This window comes from Mesorhizobium sp. B2-4-2 (genome assembly GCF_006442845.1).
Lineage (GTDB): Bacteria > Pseudomonadota > Alphaproteobacteria > Rhizobiales > Rhizobiaceae > Mesorhizobium.
On sequence record NZ_VFVM01000005.1, the window covers coordinates 1 to 21,387 of the forward strand.

Here is a 21,387-nt window from a genome sequence, read left to right on the forward strand (position 1 = left end):
AAAAGGATGTGCTCGCGGGTCTGCGGCATCGGGCCGTCGGCGGCCGACACAACCAGGATCGCGCCGTCCATCTGCGCGGCACCGGTGATCATGTTCTTCACATAGTCGGCGTGGCCGGGGCAGTCGACATGGGCGTAGTGGCGGTTCTCCGTCTCGTACTCGACGTGAGCCGTCGAAATCGTGATGCCGCGCGCCTTCTCTTCCGGCGCCGCGTCAATCTGGTCATAGCGCTTGTATTCGCCAAAATACTTGGTGATCGCTGCCGTCAAAGACGTCTTGCCATGATCAACGTGGCCAATCGTGCCGATGTTCACATGCGGCTTGGTGCGCTCGAATTTACCTTTTGCCATAGTCTCTTTCCTTGGACGGCCTGGACCTTCAGTTCAGTCGAATGCGGGGCGATTAGCGACAAAGGCCAAAAAACACAAGCGTCTTTTGCCCGGGCGCCTTCTCACTCGGCCCGAACCCGTGATCCGATTGCGGGGATATGGCGCTGATATAGGAACGTGTCGCGTGAAATGGAATGGCCTAAACCCCTGCGCAATCGCGCCGGCCTCCCGCGCCCCGCTCGTCGGTCGCTGTCGGATTTGTCGGCGCTTCATGGCCCATTGCGGCGGTGTTCCCGCTCTGATTTCCTGCACCGATGCATTTCATCCCGACAGCCGTTCGCGGCCCTCTGTTCATGATCGTCTCGACCGGGTCGTATCTCGTCAACGATACGATGATGAAGCTCGCCACGGCGGGCCTGCCGTCCTATGAAGTGCTGTTCCTGCGCGGCGCGGCGGCAGCGCTCTGGGGCTTTCCGCTGCTGTTTGCGCTTGGTTATGGCAAACAGATCCCGCTGATCTTCGACAAGCGCGTGCTGCACCGCAACCTGCTCGAACTGGCCGCCATCCTTTGTTACGTCGTGGCGCTCGCCAACATGCAGATCGCCGATTCCACCGCCCTCGGACAGGTCACGCCGCTCTTGATGCTGGTCGGCTCCTCCATCCTGTTCGGCGAGCGGATCGGCGGCCAGCGCATGGCGCTGATCGGTCTCGGCTTCATCGGCGCGCTGATGGTGGCGCAACCGACCATGCAGGGCATCTCGGTCTACGCCTTGCTGGCGCTTGGCAATGCGGCATTGTCGGCCGCGCGCGATCTCACCGGCAGGCGGGTTCCGGCCGAGGTGCCGGGAATGATCGTGGCGATCTCCGCCGTCGTCGTGGTGCTGATCGGCGCCGGTGCGGCACACCTGGTTTCAGAGCGCTGGATCATGCCCGGAGCACATCATTTGCTGCTCATGGCCGGAGCCGGGTTTTTCCTGATCTTCGGCCATTTCTTCATCTTCATGGCCTATCGCGTCGGGCCGACCAGCGCAGTGGCGCCGTTCTACTACTGCTTCACCGTCTGGGCGATGATTTCGGGCCTGCTGGTGTTCGGACAATTCCCAAACGCGCTGGCGATTTGCGGCATCCTTCTGGTTGTCGGTAGCGGATTGGCCATCGTCTCGCTCGACCAGCGCAAGCGCCGGCTGACTGTCGTGGCCTAAGTCGGCTCCAGTTGCGGCCGATTATCGCCGGGGGTCTCGCCGCAAAGCTCAACACGCTGCCCGCGAGATCCTCAAGAGGGTCAGATAGGACGCGCCAGACGGCGCTCCGCGGTGGCAAACACCGCCGATGATGGACAGACGAGGGCGCATGACCCGAAAGGCGGGATCCGGTTTCGGGAAAGGTCATGGACAAGCGAACGGATAAAATCCCATCCCGAACCTTCGGAATGGGACTGGTGCTAAATAGTCCGCTTGCCGGCGAACTGGTGGTAAGCCCATAACACGACCACGGCGCCCACCACCGCGACGATCAGGCTGTATATGTTGAGACCGGTCACGCCCGACGCGCCGAAAGCGCTGAAGATCAGGCCGCCGACAATGGCGCCGACAATGCCGAGCACGATATCCATGATCATGCCCTGGCCGCTCTTGTTGACGATCTTGCTGCCAAGAAAGCCGGCGATGACTCCCAGAATAATCCAGCTGATGATTGACATTTTTCCTCTCCAATCCCCTGCCGCGTCCATCATTTTCATATGATTGTCAAAAGCTCAAGCCAGCTTGAAATTCCGCCCGATTGCGTCATTGTGACGATGGGACGGGCTTGGTTGACAAGGAGATCCACGATGGGACTGTTTGACAATGCCGTTCCGGGCGGCAACATCACCAAACCCCTGATGATCGCGCTCGGCGCGCTGCTGGTCGGAAAGATGCTCAGCGGCAGGAGTGCCGAACAGCCGGAGCAACCCCAAGCTCCCGTACCGGCCGAGCCCAGTGAAACCACTGCCGGCGATGGCGGCCTGCTTGGCGGACTGGGCGGCCTGCTCGACAAATTGAAGAACTCCGGCCACGGCAACGTCGCCGATTCCTGGGTCGGCACCGGTCAGAACCAACCGATCAACGCCAACGACCTGGGCAACGCGATCGGACCGCAGGTCATCCACGAGATCGCGCAACGGACGGGACTCGACGAGCAGGAACTGCTCAAGCAATTGTCCGCAGCCTTGCCTGGCATCGTCGACAAGCTGACGCCGAACGGCCAGGTGCCGCAGCAACACCAGGTCGCGTCGGCCTTCAACAGCTGAAGCCAGTGGACAGCCATCCTCTGGAGCGCTGCGCGACCTGGCCGCGCAGCGTTTCAGCTTGCCGATGGCATGGGTTGGAAATCTGGAGCGGGTAGCGGGAATCGAACCCGCATATTCAGCTTGGAAGGCTGCTGCTCTACCACTGAGCTATACCCGCGCCGTGCACTGAAGTATCGGATTCCGCGGAAAAGCGCCATGCGCTTTTCGCCTCCGATGCTTTCACGTTTCAGGGCTTCCGGGCCGGCAGTGGTGGAGAGGGTTGGATTCGAACCAACGTAGGCTAAGCCAACGGATTTACAGTCCGTCCCCTTTAACCACTCGGGCACCTCTCCAGTCTGCCGCCGGAGCCATGCAACGAGGCATTCTTGCCGATCCGGACCCGAGTATCACTTCTCCGAAATCAGCGAAGCGCCTTATGGCGGCAAGGTCAGTGGGTGTCAACCGCGTGGGAAGGGTTTTTCGATGTTGTTCGCCGGCTGCGGCGACGGGCCATATCCCTGGCCGCCGGAGACCGCTATAGAAGCCGGCCATGAGCAACAAGACCGGCACCCCGAAAGACACCCACTACGCCAAGCTGCGTCGTGTACACCGCGACGAAAAGAGCGGCGGCGCGCCGGCGTTCCGGCCGCGCCAGCCCATGCCGCCGGGCGAGAACGCAGCCCACGGGCTGGTGCGGCTCTATGGCCTGCATACGGTGCGCGCGGCACTCGACAATCCGCGCCGCAAGATCCGGAAAATGCTGGTGACGCGCAATGCCGCCGAGCGGCTGGGACTGGCCGACCTCGCGGCTCTTCCCTTCAAGGCGGAACTGGTCGAACCCAGGGACATCGACAAGATCACGGGTTCGGATGCCGTGCACCAAGGCGCGTTGATCGAGGCCGAGCCGCTGAAGCCCAAGCGACTCGACGCTCTCGGCGATACAAAGCTGGTGCTGGTGCTCGACCAGATCACCGATCCGCACAATGTCGGCGCCATCCTGCGCTCGGCGGTCGCCTTCGATGCCGGCGCGCTGATCACCACGGCGCGCCACAGCCCGCAGGAATCGGGCGTGCTGGCGAAATCAGCCTCGGGCGCGCTCGAACATATCGACCAGATCGAGGTCAAGAACCTGGCCGACGCGCTCGCGCAACTGCACGAGGCCGGCTTCCAGACAATCGGTCTCGATTCGGACGGCCCGGCCGAACTCGAAACGAGCTTTGCCGGCGACAAGCTTGCCCTGGTGCTGGGCGCGGAAGGCAAGGGCTTGCGCCAGAAGACGCGCGAGACGGTGACGACACTGGCCCGCCTCGACATGCCCGGCGCGATCCGCTCGCTCAACGTGTCGAACGCGGCGGCGGTAAGCCTTTATGCGGCACGGAAATTCCTGAGGCAGTAGGGCAGTACGGCAATAAGGCAGTAGGGTTTCCAATCCGCCCGGAACGGGCGGCTCCCACTGCCCTACTGCCCCTACTGCCCTACCTCATGCCCGGCCATCCGCTCCAGCGCCCTGACCAGGGCCGAGTGATCCTCCCTGGCGCCGCCATTGGCGGCGCAGGAGTTGAACAGTTGCTGGGTGGTCGACGTGTTGGGCAGGGAGACGCCGAGCGCCCTTGCCCCTTCCAGCGCAAGGTTGAGATCCTTCTGGTGCAGTTCGATGCGGAAACCCGGCGCGAAGGTGCGCCTGACCATGCGCTCACCATGGACTTCGAGGATGCGCGAGGCGGCCAACCCGCCCATCAGCGCCTGCCTGACCTTGGCGGGGTCGGCGCCGGCTTTCGAAGCAAAAACAAGCGCTTCGGCGACGGCTTCAATGGTCAGCGCGACGACGATCTGGTTGGCGACCTTGGTGGTCTGGCCGACGCCGTTCGGTCCGACCAGGGTGATGTTCTTGCCCATCTTCTCGAAAACGGGCCTGGCGCGCTCGAAGGCCTTCTCCTCGCCGCCGACCATGATGGTCAGCGATGCGGCCTTGGCTCCCACCTCGCCGCCCGAGACCGGCGCATCGAGATAGTCGCAGCCCAGTTCGTTGATTTTTTTGGCGAAGACCTTGGTCTCGATCGGTGAGATCGAGCTCATGTCGATGGCCAATTTGCCTTTGGAAAGACCTGATGCGACGCCGTTGTCGCCGAACAGCACCTCGGCCACCTGCGGTGTGTCGGGCACCATGGTGATGATGATATCGGCGGCCTTCGCCACGGCGGCATGGCCGGTGACAGTTTTCAGTCCCTTGGCCACCAGTTCGGCCTGTGGCCTGGAGCGGTGGTCGCTGGCGATCACCGTGTAGCCGGCGTCCAGCAAATGTCCCGCCATCGGCGCGCCCATGATGCCAAGGCCGATGAAGCCGATGGTTTCCATTGTGGTTCTCCGTCTTGTTGAGGTTGCGTTCCTTCACGCCCCCCTCTGGCCTGCCGGCCATCTCCCCCACAGGTGGGGAGATTGGCAGTTTCGGCGCTGGCCCCAACTTTCCCGGTTCAAAATTTAGCGAAGCCGCCGGTGACATCCAACCTCCGCCCTTGGTGGGGGAGATGGCCGACAGGCCAGAGGAGGGCGTGAAGGAACGCGAGTTCGATTTCGACAGCTAAGCCGCGGCACTTCCCTGCCCGGCCAGCTCCCTTAACCAACCCAACCCTTGCTCAGTTCCGGCCTTCGGCTTGTATTCCGCGCCGACCCAGCCGGAATAACCAATGCGGTCGATATGCTCGTACAGGAAGGGATAGTTGATCTCGCCCGTCCCCGGCTCGTGACGGCCGGGATTGTCCGCAAGCTGGATATGCGCGATGCGGCCGAGGTTTGCCTCGATGGTACGGGCGAGATCCCCCTCCATGATCTGCATGTGGTAGATGTCGTATTGCAGGAACAGGTTCTTCGAGCCGACGCGGTCGATCAGCGCCAGCGCCTGGTCGGAATAATTGAGGAAGAAGCCTGGAATGTCGCGCGTGTTGATCGGCTCGATCAGCAATTTGATACCGGCCTGCTCCAGTTTCTCCGCCGCGAAGGCGAGGTTCTCGGCAAAGACATCCTCGAGCACCTTGCGGTCGACACCGGCGGGCGCGATGCCGGCCAGGCAATTGACCTGTGAGCAGCCGAGCGCCTGCGCGTAGGTGATCGCCTTGGCGATGCCCTGGCGGAATTCCGGCACTCGGTCCGGCAAAACGGCGATACCGCGCTCGCCCTTGCCCCAATCGCCCGCCGGCAGGTTGAACAGCACCTGTGTCAGGCCGTTCTTCTTCAGCCGCGCGGCCACCACCTCGGGGGCATGGTCGTAGGGGCCTATATATTCGACGCCTTTGAAGCCCGCGCGGGCAGTTGCGTCAAAACGTTCGAGGAAGTCATGCTCGCCAAAGAGCATCGAAAGATTGGCTGAAAAACGCGGCATTTTTTTGTCCTTCTTCCGTCCTAGTCGAGCATGACGATCGCTGTCGGGGCATCCTCTTGATGTTCGGCAAGGTCTTCGAATTCGGTGATCTTGTCGATCTCGGTGCCCATCGAGATATTGGTGACGCGTTCGAGGATGAATTCGAGCACTACGGGAACCTGATGCTCCTTCATCAGCCGCTGCGCCTCCATGAAGGCACCGGCGAATTCTTCCGGTTTGCGCACCCTGACCGCCTTGCAGCCCATCGCCTCGGCAACAGCGACGTGGTCGACGCCGTAGCCGGCCTCGGGATCGTCCGATCGGTTGATGTTCTCGAAAGCAAGGCTGACCTCGTAATCCATCGAGAAGCCGCGCTGCGCCTGGCGGATCAGGCCGAGATAGGCATTGTTCACGACGACGTGGATGTAGGGCAGTTTGTGCTGCGCGCCGACCGCCAGTTCCTCGATCATGAACTGGAAGTCATAGTCGCCCGACAGCGCCACGATGGTGCGGTCGGGATCGGCGGCGCGCACGCCAAGGGCTGCCGGCAGTGTCCAGCCGAGCGGGCCGGCCTGGCCGCAATTGATCCAGTTGCGGGGCTTGTAGACATGCAGGAACTGCGCGCCGGCGATCTGCGACAGGCCGATCGTGGTGACGTAGGTGACGTCGCGCCCGAACGCCTTGTTCATCTCCTCATAGACGCGCTGCGGCTTGAGCGGCACCTGGTCGAAATGCGTCTTGCGCTTCATGGTCTTCTTGCGGTCCTGGCATTCCTTCGCCCAGCCCGACCAGTCGCGCAGTATTCCGGCCGTTTTCCACTCGGTGGCGACGTCGAGCAGCATCTTCAGCGCAGCCCCCGCATCCGAGACGACGCCGAGATCCGGGGCGAACACACGGCCGATCTGCGTCGGCTCGATGTCGACATGGATGAACTTTTTTCCCTTGGTGTAGACATCGACCGAACCGGTGTGGCGGTTGGCCCAGCGGTTGCCGATGCCGAAGACGAAGTCGGCTTCCAGCATCGTCGCGTTGCCATAGCGGTGCGAGGTCTGCAGGCCGCACATGCCGGCCATCAGCCGATGGTCGTCGGGGATCGCGCCCCAGCCCATCAGCGTCGGGATGACGGGCACGCCGGTAATCTCGGCGAATTCTATCAGCAGGTCCGACGCATCGGCATTGATGATGCCGCCGCCGGCGACGATCAGCGGCTTTTCAGCGGCGTTGAGCATCGCCAGAGCCTTTTCGGCCTGGGCGCGCGTCATCGCCGGCTTGAACGGCGCCAGCGGCTCGTAGGCGTCGATGTCGAACTCGATCTCGGCCAATTGGACGTCGACCGGCAGGTCGATCAGCACCGGTCCCGGGCGCGAAGACCTCATCAGGTGGAATGCCTTCTGCAGCGCCATCGGCACGAGATAAGGCTCCATGACGGTGACCGCCCATTTGGCGACGGGCGACGCGATAGCGGCGATGTCGACGGCCTGGAAATCCTCCTTGTTCAGCCGCGCCCGCGGCGCCTGGCCGGTGATGCAGAGGATCGGGATGGAATCGGCTGCGGCCGAGTAGAGCCCGGTGATCATGTCGGTGCCGGCTGGGCCAGACGTGCCGATGCAGAGCCCGATATTGCCTGCCTTGGCCCTGGTAAAACCTTCGGCCATGTGCGACGCGCCCTCGACATGACGGGCCAGCACATGGCGGATCGTGCCCCTCGCCTTCAGGGCCGAGTAGAGCGGATTGATCGCCGCGCCCGGCACACCGAAGGCGCAGGCGATGCCTTCCTTTTCGAGAACGAGAACCGCAGCATCGACAGCGCGCATCCTGGCCATTGTTCCGACCCTCCACAGGGTTGTGATTGTTGGATGACCGAGAATGTCAGCAAGCCGGCTATTTTTCAATTTTTTCAGAATATTTTTTCATTTCTAGGAAGCTGCCGTTGCCAATTGATTTCCTTTGTCTTTTTGTTTTCCAAAAAGTGGCAATGCAGAACGCGTGAAAAACTTTTTCATTGTCCGTTCGGGAAAATCGTGCATGATGGCGTAAATGGAAACCGCTGAAAAACGCCAGCGCGGCCGGCCGCGCGCCTTCAACGGCCCCTCGGAAGCGGCTTCGGTGCAGTCGTTGGACCGGGCCTTGCGCATCCTGGCCATCGTTGCCGAAGGCAGCGGCCTGTCGCTGAGCGAGATATCCGCGCAAAGCGGTCTGGCCGCCTCTACCGCCTACCGCATGCTGACGACGCTCGAAAACCACGGCATGGTCGAGTTCGACAGTTCGGACCAGCTTTGGTCGATCGGCGTCGAGACCTATCGGATGGGCGCGGCGTTCCTGCGCCGCCGCAAGCTGGTCGACCGCGCGCGCATCGTCATGCAGGAGCTGATGGAGAAAACCGGCGAGACCGCCAATCTCGGCGTCGCCGAGGACGATTGCGTGGTGTTCGTCAGCCAGGTCGAGACGCACCAGGCAATTCGCGCCTTCTTCCGACCGGGGACGCGCAGCCCTTTTCATGCCTCCGGCATCGGCAAGGCGGTGCTGGCCCATCTCGAGCCGGAGCGCGTCGGAGCCATCCTGCGCAAGGCCGGCCTGCAGCGCTTTACCGACAGGACGCTGTCCGACATCCCTGCCCTCGCGCATGATCTCGCGACGATCAAGCTGCGCGGCTGGTCGGTCGATGACGAGGAACGGCATCCAGGCATGCGCTGCGTGGCATCAGCCATCTTCAACGAATTCGGCGAGCCGATCGGCGGAGTCTCGGTGTCGGGCCCGACGGTTCGGGTGACGCCTGAACGGCTGGCCGAGATCGGCCCGCTGGTGCACAGCGCCGCGGCCGAGGTGACCAAGATGATCGGCGGCGTGCAAACCGGATGATTAACCTGCTCCGGGCAACGCGCTTCTGCTCGCAAGATCGAAGAAATCGAGCAGGATCGCCATGCCGACACCGCAGGCGGTGAAGACGAGGCCGGTGATGAAGATGCGGTTGGCGCGTTCATAGGCGCTCAGCCGCAGGCACTTTGTGTCGAGCAGAAGCGACAGTGCCCGCATCTGCAAGGCGATGCCGGCCAGGATCGGCAGCACGGCGACGAGATGATAGGTCTGCCATGGGATCGGATTTGCGGCCCAATGCGTGATGAATCCCAGCGAAAACGCCAGCAGGATGCCGACGGCCGTGACCGTGCCGTTGCGGAAAATAATCTCGACCTGTTCCTCTTTCGGGTCCTGCTCGTCCAAGGATCACCCTCCCCCATATCGCCCGCAGATCATCGCCAAAGCAGATTAGGCCTTCGGGAAATGCCTGTACATTGCCGATCGCATCGACAAAACCGAGGACTTTCAGGCATCTCGTTGAAAGTCGGCTATCCAACAGGCGTGCCGCTGTCTAAGCAATAGAAAAGAGGCTCGCCTGAGCCCCTCTTCTGGTGCTGAACGGTGCTCCCTCCTCTCAGAGACGGCAGTAATGGCGATAGCCGTCGTAACCGATGTAGGTGTCGGAGTCCGGATCGTAGCTCGAATAGCGATCGAAGCAGCGGCGGACGTGCCACGAGCCGCCGTCCTCATCCACATAGACAGCGCGGGGCTGGGCAAGCAGGCTGCCCAGGACAAAACCCCCGACGCCGGCGGCGATGCCGATGCCGAGGCCATGGTGGTGGTGATGCGAATGAGCCGCCGAGGGCTGAACGGTGCCGACTAGAGCGGTGGCGGCGACGGTGGTGGCGATGAGGCTGGAAACGAGTGCGCGCTTGAACATGATGATCTCCTTGCTTCGTTTGAGAGGCGACCCATCCGCCTCTTGATCTTCTGTCGTTCGGCACAAGAAAAAGGTTCGAATCTTTTTTGGGCGTGAACCGAGGAGGTCGCGCTGACGGCGACCTGCAAGAGCTTGGCGAGAGATTGATGACCGCGCCGCTTCGCCCAACAAAAAGGCGGCCGAAGCCGCCCTCTCGGGAGAATTGGGTCCCTCCATCAAAGGAACACCCTGCCGTGCTTGTGGTGATGATGGTTGTGGTGCTTCCACCAGAACTTCTTGAAGTGCTTCTTGTGATGATTGTGGTGGTGGTGATGATGGCTGTGCATGGCGTGGGCTGATGACGTGCCGACGGTGCCGACGAGCGCGCCGGTGGCGACGAAGATGGCAATGAGGCCTGAGGTGAGAGTGCGCTTGAACATGATGATCTCCTGGATCTTTTGATCGAGGTGACCCATTCGCCTCTGACCATCAGTCGGCGCGGCGCGGGAAAAGGTTCGAAAGGTGGAGGAGATTTTTTTCGGCAAGGCCGGAGACGGGATGAATCGTGAGTAGTGAGTAGTGAGTAGTAGGCTATGAGCAGCAGGCTGACTACTGACTACTGACTACTGACTACTGACTACTGACTACTATTCACCACCCCATGCCCGTGACATGGCGCAGCCAGAAGGCGAGCGCGATGAAGCCGATAATGGTGGTGACGCCGGTCCAGTCGATGTTGGCGTTCTTGACGTCCCTGATGAGCTTCACCAGCAGCATCCAGGCTATGACGACGATCGACAGGATGATGACGAATCTGATCATGCGACAGCCTCGCCCAAGCGATTGCACCTGCCGTAGGATATAGGAAGCGAATTGGCCATTTTCAGGATGCCGTGTCTGTTGCCCGGCAGCGTTCATGAGCGCCTCAAAACCGACATTTGTCTTTACTGGCGCCGCAAATATGGCTAACCGGTGCCGCATGCCCTTGTAGCTCAGCTGGTAGAGCAGCGGTTTTGTAAACCGAAGGTCGCGGGTTCGATTCCTGCCGGGGGCACCACCCTTCACTCTTCAAGCTTCGGGTGGCAGGCCACCCAGCCCGTTATAAGAACACCAGATCTCGCAAAACGAAGGAGTGTCCTCCGAAGCCTGTCGCAGGAGGACTGCTCATGCGAAGAGGCGAAACCCAGCGGACTTTCGCTAGGAGGCTGTCGCAACCTGGCCGGCTGCCACTTCGCCGCAGAACGTGTTCTTCACCCTGACGGACTTGTAGACGTAGGCGACCCAAGCCCCGGTGAGGATGAACGACAGGACGGGTGTCGCCAGCGCATCTCCAGCAAGGATCTGGCTCACCGGGACGCCTAGAGTTGATGAGATCAAGATCGTGTCCAGGACGAACACAACCGGTATCGCAATCCACTGAACCAGAAACAATTGTGGAAAGCGTCGGCTTCGCCGCAGCATCGAAATGAGCACAACCAGTTGAAGCGCCAGAAATGCCAGATTGAGGGCAACCTCGCTATAAACCGCAACCAGTCCATTTGGCAGGGGCATGAGTTGCCGGTAACCCTCGGCCGAATTGGCCAAGTCGGCGAGCGTGCGCAGCGGCGACGACACCTGACCGATCGCCAGCACCATAAGCCAGCCACCGAATCCTATAAGAGCCGCCGGGCCCTGTGACGGCTTCACGGCTGAGCGAACCGCAAAGAAAACAGGCACGCCGATGATCAGCAGTACGATCGCCCAATGCCAGATTGAAAACGTCCCCATTTACCATCTCTCCCCTTCGTTTGCCCCTATAAGTTGTATCAGATTTTAAACTCAACTCAAGAGGTGAACTCGCGTACAATGAGGTGGATGCCGAAGCGGCGACTTTCTCCTGCCTGTTCCTGGCTCTCGAGCCGGTAACCCGGAACCAAACCCGGCCGGAGACGGTTAACGATCGAAGGGACCGCAAACTCTGTAGCGGAACAATGATCGAACTCTTGGAATTGGAACTGGCCAGAGCCAGGCAGCGAATTGGCCGAGCGGAACTCGCCCTCAAACGAGCGGAAGAAATGCTGGACGGAGACTGTGGCGTCGGCATCAATCTCGCGCTTTGCAGCAGGATAAGGTCCGCGCAGCGGCGTGTGAGCGAAGCGCGAGAGCGCCTGACGAAGATCGATCCGACCGATCACTGATTTTTACCTGCGCCACTGCGGACGCGCGTCTGCTTTCCCTTCGGTCGATGCTTCGAAGGGATCGCTGGTTAGGCCGGCGGCTACGCTGTCATCCCCGCAACATCAAGCCGCTAGGCCATACCGTGCACGGGAGCCCTGCGGTGTAGACGGGCGCCGCCGTTGGCACTCATCGTCAGTCACACTGGCAGCGGAAGCTGGTTTCATGCCGCGGTCGCTTCCATCCTCACACCCCGATCGCCGCCACCAGGATCCGGTTCTGCCGTCGGATCGCCGCGCGCAGTTCCGCTATCCTTGCCTCGTCGCGCTTCACGAACTCGATGAACATCATGTTCATGTTGTTGAAGACCAGCTCACCCACCGCCTGCCCGTCGATGTCGCGCCGCACCAGGCCGATCTCCTGCAGCCTTGCGATCAGGGCGCGGATCTGTTGCGTCAGAGCGCGGTCGAGCGCCGTGTAGGCCTGGCCGAACGGGCTGTCGGGCAGTTGCGTCGAGATCGCCATCGCCTGGCGCCACATCTCCTTGCTGAGATAGTGCAAGGAGTGCTCGATATAGATGCCGATCAGCGTGTCCAGCGCATCGCCGACATTGGCCGGTGGGCTGTCGACCACGCCTCGCCCGGCATTCAGCACCTCGTTGACCTCCATGGAGACGATGGCGCCGAGGATGTCGCCCTTATTCTGGTAGTAATTGTAAATCGTCCCGATCGACACTTCGGCCTGGGCCGCGATCACCTCGATCTTGGCGCCTTCATAGCCGGCCTCGCGGAAAAGCTCGGCCGCCGCCTGGATGATGCGGCGGTGCCGGTCGGCCTTTTGCCTTGCCCTCAATCCATTCATACCGGCTGTCTGCCACAAAAACAGAATTGACTCAATTTTAGAATTGGTTCAACTTTTTGCAAGAAGCCACAAAGGCAAGGGAGAACACTCGATGTCCGCACGATCCGCAGCCAACAATCCGCTTTCAATCCTGAAGAGACATCTGGGCGCCGCTTGCGGCGCCACGGCACTGATGCTCTCAGCAGCCGGCGCCAGCCAGGCCGCCGATCTCAACGCCCTGATCTGGTGCGATCATGCCGACCCGGCGCTGCTGCAGCCCTTCGAAGAGGCCAACAACGTCAAGGTCAACGTCAAGGAATTCGAGGGCACCGGCGCGGGGCTCGCCATCGTCGAACAGTCGCAACCCGGCGACTGGGACGTGATGGTGATCGACAGCATCGACGTGCCGCGCGGCGTGGAAAAAGGCCTGTTCGAGCCGCTGCCGGAGGACAAGCTGCCGTTGGGCGACCTCTTTCCGCAGGTGAAGATGGACAACTCCACCGTGGTCGGCGGCAAGCGCTACGGCATCACCGAAAAGTTCGGCTACAACACGATCGGCTTCAACAAGACCAAGGTCGACCCGGCCGACATGCAATCCTTGGCGTCGCTGACAAGCGACAAGTACAAGGGCAAGGTCGCCATCTACGATTATTACCTGCCGGTCATCGGCATGGCGGCACTCGCCATCGGCAAGAAAACGGCTGAACTCACCGAGGCCGATCTTCCCGCCCTCAAGGCCGAACTGCTCAAGATGAAGGCCAACGCCAAGCTGGTCGGCGAGGTGACCGCCAGCCAGACAGCGCTCGCCACCGGTGAAGTCGATATTCTGGTCGGCGGCGGCGAATGGGTGACGGCGGGCCTGGCCAAGGAGAACCCGGCGCTGGACTTCTCGATCCCCAAGGAGGGAGCGGTGCTGTGGTCGCAGTCGCTGGCCATGTTCAAGGACTCCAAGAACAAGGACGTGGCGCTGAAATTCATCCAATACATCATGAGCCCGGAAGGCCAGGCGCGGCTTGCCACCTCGTCCTGCTATTGGGGCATGCCGGCGAACAGCAAGGCGGCACTCACCGACGACCAGAAGAAGATCCTGCGCTTCGACGAGCAGCCCGAATTCCTTGCCCGCGCCCAGGCCTATCCGGCGCCGAATGCCGATCTCGACAAGAAGATGCAGGACATGTGGACCGAGATGCTGCAGGCGCAGTAGACGGCCGTCGTGAGCAGCACCGCGAACAAGGCCCTGCCTTGGGCGCTGGTTACGCCGGCGCTCGGCTGGACCTTGCTGTTCTTCGTGTTGCCTTTCATCGCCATGGGGCTTTCCAGCCTGACGTCGCATGAGGGCGGCGGCTTCACATCAGCCAATTACAGCCAGTTCTTCACCAATCCTGCCTATTGGCAAGCGATGGTGAATTCGCTGGAGGTGACGGCGATCGTCACCGTGGTCTCGGTGCTGCTCGCCTATCCTTTCGCCTGGATCCTGGCCGAACAGGTGCCGGAACGCTGGCAGCGGCTGGCGCTGATGCTGGCCGTGCTGCCGTTCTGGACGTCCTATGTCGTGCGCTCCTATTCCTGGCTTCTGGTGCTGGCGCAGAACGGCGTCATCAACCGGACGCTGACCGGCATCGGCTTGACCAGCGAACCGCTGCAGCTCGCCAATACGCGCTTCGCCACCGTGACCGGCTTCGTGCATTTCTTCGTCATGCTTTTGACGCTGACGATCTTCGCCAATTTGAAGCAGCTCAGTCCGAGCTACCGCAAGGCCGCCGCTGATCTCGGCGCCGGGCCGGTGCGCACCTTCCTGCATGTCATCCTGCCGCTGACCTTGCCCGGCATCATGGTCGGCGCCTTCCTGACCTTCGTGCTGTGCATCGGCGACTACATCACGCCGCAGATCCTCGGCGGCAACAACGAGCTGGTCATGCCGCAGCTGGTGATGATGCAGATCGGCCGGCGCGGCGATTTTCCGCTGGCCTCCGCCCTGTCGATTATCCTGATGGCGGTCGTGACCATCGCCTATCTCGCCTGCGCCCGCTGGCTGAAGATCGAGCGGGCCTGAGATGCGCCTGATCGTCCGAACCGCTTCCTGTCTCTACGCGATCGCCATCTATGCCTTCATTTTCCTGCCGGTGATCGTGCTCGTGCTGTTCTCGCTGCAGGCAACCTCCTTCCCCATCCCGCCCTTCACCGGCCCGTCGCTGCGCTGGTACCAGGCCGTCCTGTCCGATACGCGGCTGACCTCGGCGCTGGTGAACTCGCTGCTGGTGGCCGTCCTTTCGTCGCTCGCGGCCGTCACGCTCGGCTTCCTCAGCGCCTGGGCGTTCGCGCGCTTCGTGCTGCCGGGTTCGGCCCTGCTGCGAGGGTTGATCACGCTACCGCTTACCGTCAGCTATCTCATCATCGGCATGGGGCTGCTGGTGCTGTTCAACTGGGCCGGCGTGCCGAAATCGCTGATGGCCGCCGGCATCGGCCATGTCGTGATCAACCTGCCGCTCTGCTTCGCCATCGTCTACAGCCAGATGGGCGACCACCAGATCAACATCGAGCGCGCCGCGCGCGATCTCGGCGCGCCGGAATGGAAAGTGCTGCTCTTGATTACTGTGCCTGTCATGGCGCCGGCCATCTTCGCCGGCTTCTTCCTGTCGATGACCTTTTCCTGGGACGAATTCGTGATCTCCTTCCTGCTGACACGCTTCGAAACCACGCTGCCGGTCGAAATCTGGAATCTGCTGCGCTCTGGCCTCAACCCCAAGACCAACGCAGTCGGCTCGCTGGTGTTCGCCGTTTCCATCGTGCTGGTGGTGCTGTTCGAATTGACATTGCTGCGGAGGAAGCCGGCATGAGCGCGCCCCTGGTCGACATCCGCGGGGTCTCGCACCGTTTCGGCCAGCTGGCGGTGCTGAAAGACGTATCGCTGCGGATCGAGCCCGGTAGCTACACCATCCTGCTCGGACCGTCGGGCTCCGGCAAGACGACGCTTTTGTCGATTTTGGGCGGCTTCGTCACACCGAGCGAAGGCAAGGTGTTCATCCGAGGCGAGGACTGCACCGCCGTTCCGCCGGCAAAGCGCCCGACAACGACGGTGTTCCAGGATTATGCGCTGTTTCCGCATATGAGCGTCGGCGGCAATGTCGGTTTTGGCCTGCGCATGCAAGGCGTCGATGGCGCGGCACGCGCCGCGCGGGCGCGTGAGACGCTGGCGCTGGTCGGGCTGGATGCCGCCTTCGACAAGAAGCCGCACCAGCTCTCCGGCGGCCAGCGGCAGCGCGTAGCGCTGGCGCGCGCACTGGTGATCGAGCCGGCGGTGCTGCTGCTCGACGAGCCGCTCGGCGCGCTCGACCTCAAACTGCGCCGGCAGATGCAGGACGAATTGAAAGCGATCCAGAAGCGCGTCGGCACCGCCTTCATCCATGTCACCCACGACCAGGAAGAAGCGATGGCGCTGGCCGACCACTGCGTGGTGATGAGTGACGGCCGCATCGAGGACGAAGGGCCGCCCGAACGCGTCTATGCGCGCCCAAAGACACGCTTTTCGGCGACTTTCATGGGCGAGAGCACCATTCTTCGCGGAACGGTGGCGGAGATGATGGACAGGACAAGCACTGTCGCAACACAGGTCGGGCCGGTCTCGGCGTCCGGAGCGTTGCCGGTGGGATCGGCGGTTGCCTTGGCCATCCGGCCGGAGCACCTTGCCCTGGGCGCGACCTCAGGCGCCACAAAGCTGGGCAAGGCGCAGGTCAGCGATGTCGTTTTCCAGGGCAGCTTCAAGCGCGTGCTCGCGGTCTCCACTGAAGACGCCACGCTGCAATTCATCGCCAAACTGCCCGCGACGTCCGTCGTGCAGCCGGGCGACACGGTCTCGGTTTCCTGCGATACAGACAAGATCATCCTGCTGACGGATTGAACATGGGCATGCTTGCGGTCGTCGACGCACCTGACTGGTACGAAACCATCCGCATGGGCGACGGTGTCACGCTGATCCACGAGCCATGGATCAAACCGTTCTTCCGCTGTAATATGTGGCATGTGCGCGGTCGCGACCGCGACCTGCTGTTCGATACCGGGCTTGGCCATTTCAGCCTCAGGCGCCATGTGCCGCTGGTCAGCGAGCGCAAGCTCACCTGCGTCGCCAGCCACACGCATTTCGATCATATAGGCTGCCACCATGAATTTCCCGACCGCTGCGTGCACCGCGCCGAGGCGGAGATTCTGACCGATCCGCGCAACGAATGGACGGTGGCGGACCGCTACGCCAATGAAGAGATGTTCGATCGCCAGCCACAAGGTTGGGATACGGCGCGCTATCGCATCATGCCCGCCCCGGCGGACCGCCTGCTCGAACATGGCGATATCGTCGACCTCGGCGATCGCGCCTTCGAGGTGATCCACACGCCCGGCCATTCGCCAGGCGGTATCGCTCTGTACGAGAAGAAGACCCGCATCCTGCTTTCCGGCGACATCATCTATGACGGCCCGCTGATCGACGACGTCTACCATTCCGATATCGATGATTATTTGCAGACGCTGCTTGCCATGCGCGACCTCGACGTCTCGGTCGTGCATGGCGGCCATTTCCCGAGTTTCGGCAAGGTGCGCTATCGCCAGCTGATCGACGAGTATCTGGCACAGAAACGCCAGGCCGGCTGCCATCTGCAACCACGCTCCTGACAATCAGCTTGTTTTGATCTACAGCGCCCTTTGCGGACAAGGCATTCCGGCGGCATCGCCGCAGCGCGAGGCCGTGGGCAATGGCCTGAGGCTTGTTTCTTCCGAGTGGCGCACCAGTTCGGCGAAGACAAGCGCGAAGCTTCCCAGCACGACGGAGATGATGATCAGGCGTGTTACCAGCAATATGTTGGTCCCGGCTGGCGCGTGTCCCCGAAATCGGGATCGACTCTCGAAGGATTCACGCACGATCAAAGTGCCACAGCGTCTTTCGTATCCTGAAAGGCATAAGATCGCTGCGGGCGCCCCCACGCCACCCATGCCGGCTAACATGATCCATGCGGCTTTACGAGAGTTTAAGCCCGGCCTTAACCATCACATTGGCTCGTTCCCTGATATGATTCGCGACTGCCGGTTCGAACCGCACGTCTGCGGGCTCTCTTTGCACACAGGCCCGCCCATGCTACCCCGGCCCAGCCGCCAACCGGTCACCGTCGGGGAGCCATGAGCAAAGCCGCCAACAGCATCGCCTTCGTCTCGTCCGGCACGCCTGACGCCAAAGCGGCGCTGGAAAGCCTGTCGGCGCGCTATGGCCAGCATTCGGTCGCGGAAGCCGATGTCGTCGTGGCCCTGGGCGGCGACGGTTTCCTGCTGCAAACTTTGCGCGATACAATGGGAACCGGCAAAAAGGTCTACGGCATGAACCGTGGCACCATCGGCTTCCTGATGAACGAATATCGTTCCGGAGGTCTCGCCGAGCGCATCGCGGCCGCGGTCGCCGAAACGATCCGTCCGCTGGAGATGCAGGCCGTTACCTCGGATGGCGAAACCGTCTCGGCGCTGGCCATCAACGAAGTGGCGTTATGGCGCCAGTCCTATCAGACGGCCAAGATCCGCATCACCATAGATGACCAGGTACGGCTCGAGGAACTGAATTGCGACGGCGTGATGATCGCCACGCCGGCTGGCTCCACCGCCTACAATCTTTCGGCGCATGGGCCCATCCTGCCGCTCGACGCGCCGCTGCTGGCGCTTACCCCCGTCAGCCCGTTTCGCCCGCGCCGCTGGCGCGGCGCTTTGCTTTCCAACAAGGCAACCGTGCGCTTCGATATACTAGAGGCGGAAAAGCGGCCGGTGAACGCCGCCGCCGACCATACGGAGGTCAAGGCCGTAGCTTCCGTGACGGTGAGGGAATCTGCGACGGTGACCGCAACTTTGCTGTTCGATCCCAATCACTCCTGGAACGAACGCATACTGGCGGAACAGTTCCGTTATTGAGCCGATATTGAGCCGGCGCGCGGATAAGCGGCCGGATCAGACATAGTAATTAAGGTTACGACTTCACAATCGAGCCATTGCCGGCCGTTTGTGTTGACAAATCGCGGGCTTGCGCCTAGTTGCAGTGATGATCTTGCGGGCGCGCGGCGCCTGCCGCGACGGATGCCGTTGCGCTTCCCCGAACAGCCAAAGACAGCCAGAACTTGTCCTCAGACACCCAGACCGCTCAAGAAGCGTTGACTTTCGCGGACCTCGGCCTATCGCCGAAGGTCCTTTCCGCAGTCACCGACGCCGGCTACCTCAAGCCGACGCCGATCCAGGCCGGCGCCATTCCGCACGCGCTTCTGGGCAAGGATGTGCTTGGCATAGCACAGACCGGTACCGGCAAGACGGCCTCCTTCGTGCTGCCGATGCTGACACGACTGGAAAAGGGCCGCGCCCGCGCCCGCATGCCCCGCACGCTGATCCTGGAGCCGACCCGCGAGCTTGCGGCGCAGGTCGAGGAAAACTTCATCAAATACGGCAAGAACCACAAGCTCAACATCGCACTGCTGATCGGCGGCGTGTCGTTCGACGAACAGGACAAGAAACTGGAGCGTGGCGCCGACGTGCTCATCGCGACGCCCGGCCGCATGCTCGACCACCGCGAGCGCGGCAAGCTCTTGCTCAACGGCGTCGAGATCCTCGTCATCGACGAAGCCGATCGCATGCTCGACATGGGCTTCATTCCCGATATCGAGCGTATCTGCGAGATGATCCCCTTCACCCGGCAGACGCTGTTCTTCTCGGCGACGATGCCGCCCGAGATCACCAAGCTGACCGAAAAGTTCCTGCACGCGCCGGTGCGCGTCGAGGTTTCAAAGGCCGCCTCCGCCGCGACCAACATCATCCAGCGGCTGGTGAAGTCCGGTTCCAAACCCTGGGACAAGCGCGAGACGCTGCGCAACCTGATCAAGGCCGAGGATGCGGAGCTGAAGAACGCCATCATCTTCTGCAACCGCAAGATCGAGGTGTCGGAGCTGTTCCGCTCGCTGCTGAAATATGACTTCGACGCCGGCGCGCTGCATGGCGACATGGACCAGCGCGCGCGCATGCAGATGCTGGCCAATTTCCGCGACGGCAAGCTGCGGTATCTGGTCGCCTCCGACGTGGCCGCGCGCGGCCTCGACATTCCCGATGTCAGCCACGTCTTCAACTATGACGTCCCGATCCATGCCGAGGATTACGTCCACCGAATCGGCCGTACCGGCCGCGCCGGGCGCTCCGGAAAATCCTTCACCATCGCGACCAAGTCCGACACCAAGTACATCGACGCCATCGAACGGCTGATCGGCACCAAGATCGAGTGGCATGACGGTGACCTGTCGACGGTGGTGGCCAGCGAAGGCGAGGACGAAGCACCGCGCCGTGGCCGCGGTGCGCCGCGGCGCGCCGGCCGCAAGGACGACGACCGCAAGGACAGGGGCGAGCGCAAGAGAGGCGGACGCCAGGCCAAGCACGGCGAAGACGCGGCACCGGAAACCGTGCGCGAGGAACAGCCGGTCGCGACCGAGGAAACGGTCGCCGGCACTGGTGAGCGGCGCACGCGCAAGGACGCTATCCGCTCGGAAAATTCCGAGCGCAAGAGCTCCGCGGCGCGCAGCGAGCGACGTGCACCGGAGCGCGGCGACACCAGGCCGCAGCGCGATGACCGTCGCCCTGCCCGCAACCGAGAAGACGAAAACGACGCCACCGTTGGCTTCGGCGACGACATGCCGGCCTTCATGCGCATCGTCGCCAAGGGCTGACCGACGAGTGGTTCCAAGACAAGACGGCCATCCGGCTTGCCCTCCCGGCAAGCTCCTGGCTGGGCTGGCCGTTACATCGGCCCAGGCATCATCTTGGTCGGTTTCTCCAACATCGGAAACTCGGCCTTGTTGCATTTCACGTTCGGGTTCGTCGGACTGAACATGCCGTTCGGATTATCACCCAGCCAGGCGTGAAGATCGTAGTGGACGAACTCCCTCGGGATGAGCGGATAGTGTCCCTCCATCGGACCCATGAAGGTTTGGCCAAACAGCTTCGGTGGCTCTTTGACGTCCGGCGTCAGCGGCACAAGCCATTCCGCCCCGACCAGGCGCAGACCGTTTTTCGTCGGCTCGTAGATCAGCACATTGGGGCGCATCGGGTCGAGTTTTTGGCCGACACTTGGGACGTTGACGAAATGGATGCCCATGGCGCCTTTCGGGTAGTACATCGCTCCGGATATCTTTTCTCCGCTATAGTAGACGCAGCCGACCGTCGACAGATAAAGGTCGCGGACGGCCGCGGTGTAGTCCTCATATTTGGCGAGCGACTTTTTCAAGGCCTCGATGTCAGCTTTGTTGGCATCCTCGGCTCGAGCCGCCGCGACGCCCAACCATGCGCTTACAAGACCTGTTAAAGCGAAGACGCCGCAGCGCCCAAGGCTGGCTGTTCTTGTCATGCATTCCTCCCAGATTTTTTTGATCTGGCCGTGCAAGACCGAGGCTGAAAAAGAAAATGCTTATTGCGCGGCCAAGTGTACCGCCTCATCCCCTCCGGAACATCGACGATGCTATTCCTTTCCATGGCTGCGGGAAAGCGGTTATTTAGGACTGGCTAATTCTCTGGCACGCCAATCTCAATCTGAGCGCGGCGGTCGCGGCCGGTGAAGCTGTTGCCGTCATCGCCGAGCGACACCACCGTTGGCTTCGGCGACGACACGCCGGCCTTCATGCGCATCGTTGCCAAGGTCTGATATCGTCGTGTGTTGCAAGGACGCGCGGCCTCG

General features: G+C 61.9%; 26 protein-coding genes and 3 tRNA genes. 12 read left to right on the forward strand and 17 right to left on the reverse strand.

The window, feature by feature from the left end; genetic code table 11:
- On the reverse strand, positions 1-350 hold a 350-nt coding region (locus tag FJ942_RS12930; RefSeq protein WP_181169896.1), incomplete at its 3' end, for a GTP-binding protein.
- Between the two features lie 293 nt (positions 351-643).
- Here FJ942_RS12930 and FJ942_RS12935 point away from each other — a divergent pair.
- A complete protein-coding gene (locus FJ942_RS12935; protein WP_140517617.1) occupies positions 644-1,531 on the forward strand; it encodes a DMT family transporter in 888 nt (295 codons plus the stop codon).
- Between the two features lie 239 nt (positions 1,532-1,770).
- Here the strand turns inward: FJ942_RS12935 and FJ942_RS12940 are convergent, their stop codons facing one another.
- Entirely contained in the window at positions 1,771-2,028 is a 258-nt protein-coding gene (locus tag FJ942_RS12940; RefSeq protein ID WP_140493554.1) for a GlsB/YeaQ/YmgE family stress response membrane protein, read from the reverse strand.
- 129 nt (positions 2,029-2,157) lie between these two features.
- On the opposite strand from FJ942_RS12940, the gene FJ942_RS12945 reads away from it, so the two are divergent.
- Positions 2,158-2,616: a YidB family protein gene (locus FJ942_RS12945; protein ID WP_140517618.1), complete on the forward strand. Its 459-nt coding sequence runs from the start codon at positions 2,158-2,160 to the stop codon at positions 2,614-2,616.
- A gap of 83 nt (positions 2,617-2,699) precedes the next feature.
- On the opposite strand, the gene FJ942_RS12950 is transcribed toward FJ942_RS12945, so the two are convergent.
- Together FJ942_RS12950 and FJ942_RS12955 are read right to left on the reverse strand one after the other, a co-directional pair.
- Positions 2,700-2,773, reverse strand: a tRNA-Gly gene (locus FJ942_RS12950).
- 90 nt (positions 2,774-2,863) lie between these two features.
- A tRNA-Tyr gene (locus tag FJ942_RS12955) sits at positions 2,864-2,948 on the reverse strand.
- 197 nt (positions 2,949-3,145) lie between these two features.
- On the opposite strand from FJ942_RS12955, the gene FJ942_RS12960 reads away from it, so the two are divergent.
- The gene (locus FJ942_RS12960) at positions 3,146-3,991 is read left to right on the forward strand and encodes an RNA methyltransferase (protein WP_140897900.1); all 846 of its coding nucleotides are present in this window, start codon (positions 3,146-3,148) and stop codon (positions 3,989-3,991) included.
- A 71-nt stretch (positions 3,992-4,062) separates the two neighbouring features.
- Here FJ942_RS12960 and FJ942_RS12965 read toward each other — a convergent pair whose 3' ends face one another.
- The 3 genes from FJ942_RS12965 to gcl all read right to left on the reverse strand — a co-directional run bounded on the left by FJ942_RS12965 (position 4,063) and on the right by gcl (position 7,773).
- Positions 4,063-4,950: a 2-hydroxy-3-oxopropionate reductase gene (locus FJ942_RS12965; protein WP_140897902.1), complete on the reverse strand. Its 888-nt coding sequence runs from the start codon at positions 4,948-4,950 to the stop codon at positions 4,063-4,065.
- Between the two features lie 223 nt (positions 4,951-5,173).
- Positions 5,174-5,971 (reverse strand): hydroxypyruvate isomerase, encoded by a 798-nt coding sequence (gene hyi / locus FJ942_RS12975; RefSeq protein ID WP_140897904.1) that lies wholly within the window; start codon positions 5,969-5,971, stop codon positions 5,174-5,176.
- Between the two features lie 20 nt (positions 5,972-5,991).
- Positions 5,992-7,773 carry a glyoxylate carboligase gene (gene gcl, locus FJ942_RS12980; RefSeq protein ID WP_140564609.1) on the reverse strand — a complete coding sequence of 594 codons (1,782 nt, stop codon included), beginning with the start codon at positions 7,771-7,773 and terminating at the stop codon, positions 5,992-5,994.
- Positions 7,774-7,987: 214 nt separating this feature from the next.
- On the opposite strand from gcl, the gene bhcR reads away from it, so the two are divergent.
- Positions 7,988-8,809, forward strand: coding sequence for an HTH-type transcriptional regulator BhcR (gene bhcR, locus FJ942_RS12985; RefSeq protein ID WP_140517623.1), 822 nt, complete (start codon positions 7,988-7,990; stop codon positions 8,807-8,809).
- Here bhcR and FJ942_RS12990 read toward each other — a convergent pair whose 3' ends face one another.
- The 4 genes from FJ942_RS12990 to FJ942_RS13005 form a co-directional block, all read right to left on the reverse strand.
- The gene (locus tag FJ942_RS12990; protein ID WP_140493579.1) at positions 8,810-9,169 is read right to left on the reverse strand and encodes a hypothetical protein; all 360 of its coding nucleotides are present in this window, start codon (positions 9,167-9,169) and stop codon (positions 8,810-8,812) included.
- Between the two features lie 211 nt (positions 9,170-9,380).
- Positions 9,381-9,686 carry a BA14K family protein gene (locus tag FJ942_RS12995; protein WP_140493582.1) on the reverse strand — a complete coding sequence of 102 codons (306 nt, stop codon included), beginning with the start codon at positions 9,684-9,686 and terminating at the stop codon, positions 9,381-9,383.
- Between the two features lie 215 nt (positions 9,687-9,901).
- Positions 9,902-10,105: a hypothetical protein gene (locus FJ942_RS13000; RefSeq protein ID WP_140897906.1), complete on the reverse strand. Its 204-nt coding sequence runs from the start codon at positions 10,103-10,105 to the stop codon at positions 9,902-9,904.
- A gap of 211 nt (positions 10,106-10,316) precedes the next feature.
- Positions 10,317-10,487, reverse strand: coding sequence for a hypothetical protein (locus FJ942_RS13005; RefSeq protein WP_140897908.1), 171 nt, complete (start codon positions 10,485-10,487; stop codon positions 10,317-10,319).
- A 159-nt stretch (positions 10,488-10,646) separates the two neighbouring features.
- On the opposite strand from FJ942_RS13005, the gene FJ942_RS13010 reads away from it, so the two are divergent.
- Positions 10,647-10,722, forward strand: a tRNA-Thr gene (locus FJ942_RS13010).
- Between the two features lie 140 nt (positions 10,723-10,862).
- Here the strand turns inward: FJ942_RS13010 and FJ942_RS13015 are convergent.
- From FJ942_RS13015 to FJ942_RS13025, 3 genes are all read right to left on the reverse strand, one after another.
- Positions 10,863-11,432, reverse strand: a complete 570-nt coding sequence (locus FJ942_RS13015) for a DUF2569 family protein (protein WP_140897910.1) — start codon at positions 11,430-11,432, stop codon at positions 10,863-10,865.
- 56 nt (positions 11,433-11,488) lie between these two features.
- Positions 11,489-11,839 carry a hypothetical protein gene (locus FJ942_RS28500; RefSeq protein ID WP_181169899.1) on the reverse strand — a complete coding sequence of 117 codons (351 nt, stop codon included), beginning with the start codon at positions 11,837-11,839 and terminating at the stop codon, positions 11,489-11,491.
- A 226-nt stretch (positions 11,840-12,065) separates the two neighbouring features.
- A complete protein-coding gene (locus FJ942_RS13025; protein WP_140897915.1) occupies positions 12,066-12,680 on the reverse strand; it encodes a TetR/AcrR family transcriptional regulator in 615 nt (204 codons plus the stop codon).
- Between the two features lie 91 nt (positions 12,681-12,771).
- Between FJ942_RS13025 and FJ942_RS13030 the strand changes: the two genes are divergently transcribed.
- The 5 genes from FJ942_RS13030 to FJ942_RS13050 are packed head-to-tail and all read left to right on the forward strand — an operon-like array spanning position 12,772 to position 17,321.
- Positions 12,772-13,863, forward strand: a complete 1,092-nt coding sequence (locus FJ942_RS13030) for a spermidine/putrescine ABC transporter substrate-binding protein (RefSeq protein WP_140897917.1) — start codon at positions 12,772-12,774, stop codon at positions 13,861-13,863.
- 9 nt (positions 13,864-13,872) lie between these two features.
- On the forward strand, positions 13,873-14,712 hold the full coding sequence (locus tag FJ942_RS13035; protein WP_140517631.1) for an ABC transporter permease: 840 nt from the start codon (positions 13,873-13,875) through the stop codon (positions 14,710-14,712).
- A gap of 1 nt (position 14,713) precedes the next feature.
- A complete protein-coding gene (locus FJ942_RS13040; RefSeq protein WP_140517632.1) occupies positions 14,714-15,496 on the forward strand; it encodes an ABC transporter permease in 783 nt (260 codons plus the stop codon).
- A complete protein-coding gene (locus FJ942_RS13045) occupies positions 15,493-16,557 on the forward strand; it encodes an ABC transporter ATP-binding protein (RefSeq protein WP_140558697.1) in 1,065 nt (354 codons plus the stop codon). Before FJ942_RS13040 ends, FJ942_RS13045 begins: the two co-directional genes overlap by 4 nt.
- Positions 16,558-16,559: 2 nt before the next feature.
- Positions 16,560-17,321 (forward strand): MBL fold metallo-hydrolase, encoded by a 762-nt coding sequence (locus tag FJ942_RS13050; RefSeq protein WP_140493617.1) that lies wholly within the window; start codon positions 16,560-16,562, stop codon positions 17,319-17,321.
- 18 nt (positions 17,322-17,339) lie between these two features.
- On the opposite strand, the gene FJ942_RS28505 is transcribed toward FJ942_RS13050, so the two are convergent.
- Positions 17,340-17,504, reverse strand: coding sequence for a hypothetical protein (locus tag FJ942_RS28505; protein WP_181168343.1), 165 nt, complete (start codon positions 17,502-17,504; stop codon positions 17,340-17,342).
- A 318-nt stretch (positions 17,505-17,822) separates the two neighbouring features.
- Between FJ942_RS28505 and FJ942_RS13055 the strand changes: the two genes are divergently transcribed.
- Both FJ942_RS13055 and FJ942_RS13060 read left to right on the forward strand, forming a co-directional pair.
- A complete protein-coding gene (locus FJ942_RS13055) occupies positions 17,823-18,596 on the forward strand; it encodes an NAD kinase (RefSeq protein WP_140897919.1) in 774 nt (257 codons plus the stop codon).
- A 203-nt stretch (positions 18,597-18,799) separates the two neighbouring features.
- Complete coding sequence (locus FJ942_RS13060; RefSeq protein ID WP_181167385.1) at positions 18,800-20,383, forward strand: DEAD/DEAH box helicase; 1,584 nt, start codon at positions 18,800-18,802, stop codon at positions 20,381-20,383.
- A gap of 71 nt (positions 20,384-20,454) precedes the next feature.
- On the opposite strand, the gene FJ942_RS13065 is transcribed toward FJ942_RS13060, so the two are convergent.
- Both FJ942_RS13065 and FJ942_RS29015 read right to left on the reverse strand, forming a co-directional pair.
- Positions 20,455-21,060: a hypothetical protein gene (locus tag FJ942_RS13065; protein WP_140494984.1), complete on the reverse strand. Its 606-nt coding sequence runs from the start codon at positions 21,058-21,060 to the stop codon at positions 20,455-20,457.
- 155 nt (positions 21,061-21,215) lie between these two features.
- Positions 21,216-21,347, reverse strand: a complete 132-nt coding sequence (locus FJ942_RS29015) for a hypothetical protein (protein ID WP_263483010.1) — start codon at positions 21,345-21,347, stop codon at positions 21,216-21,218.
- Between the last annotated feature and the right edge of the window lie 40 nt (positions 21,348-21,387).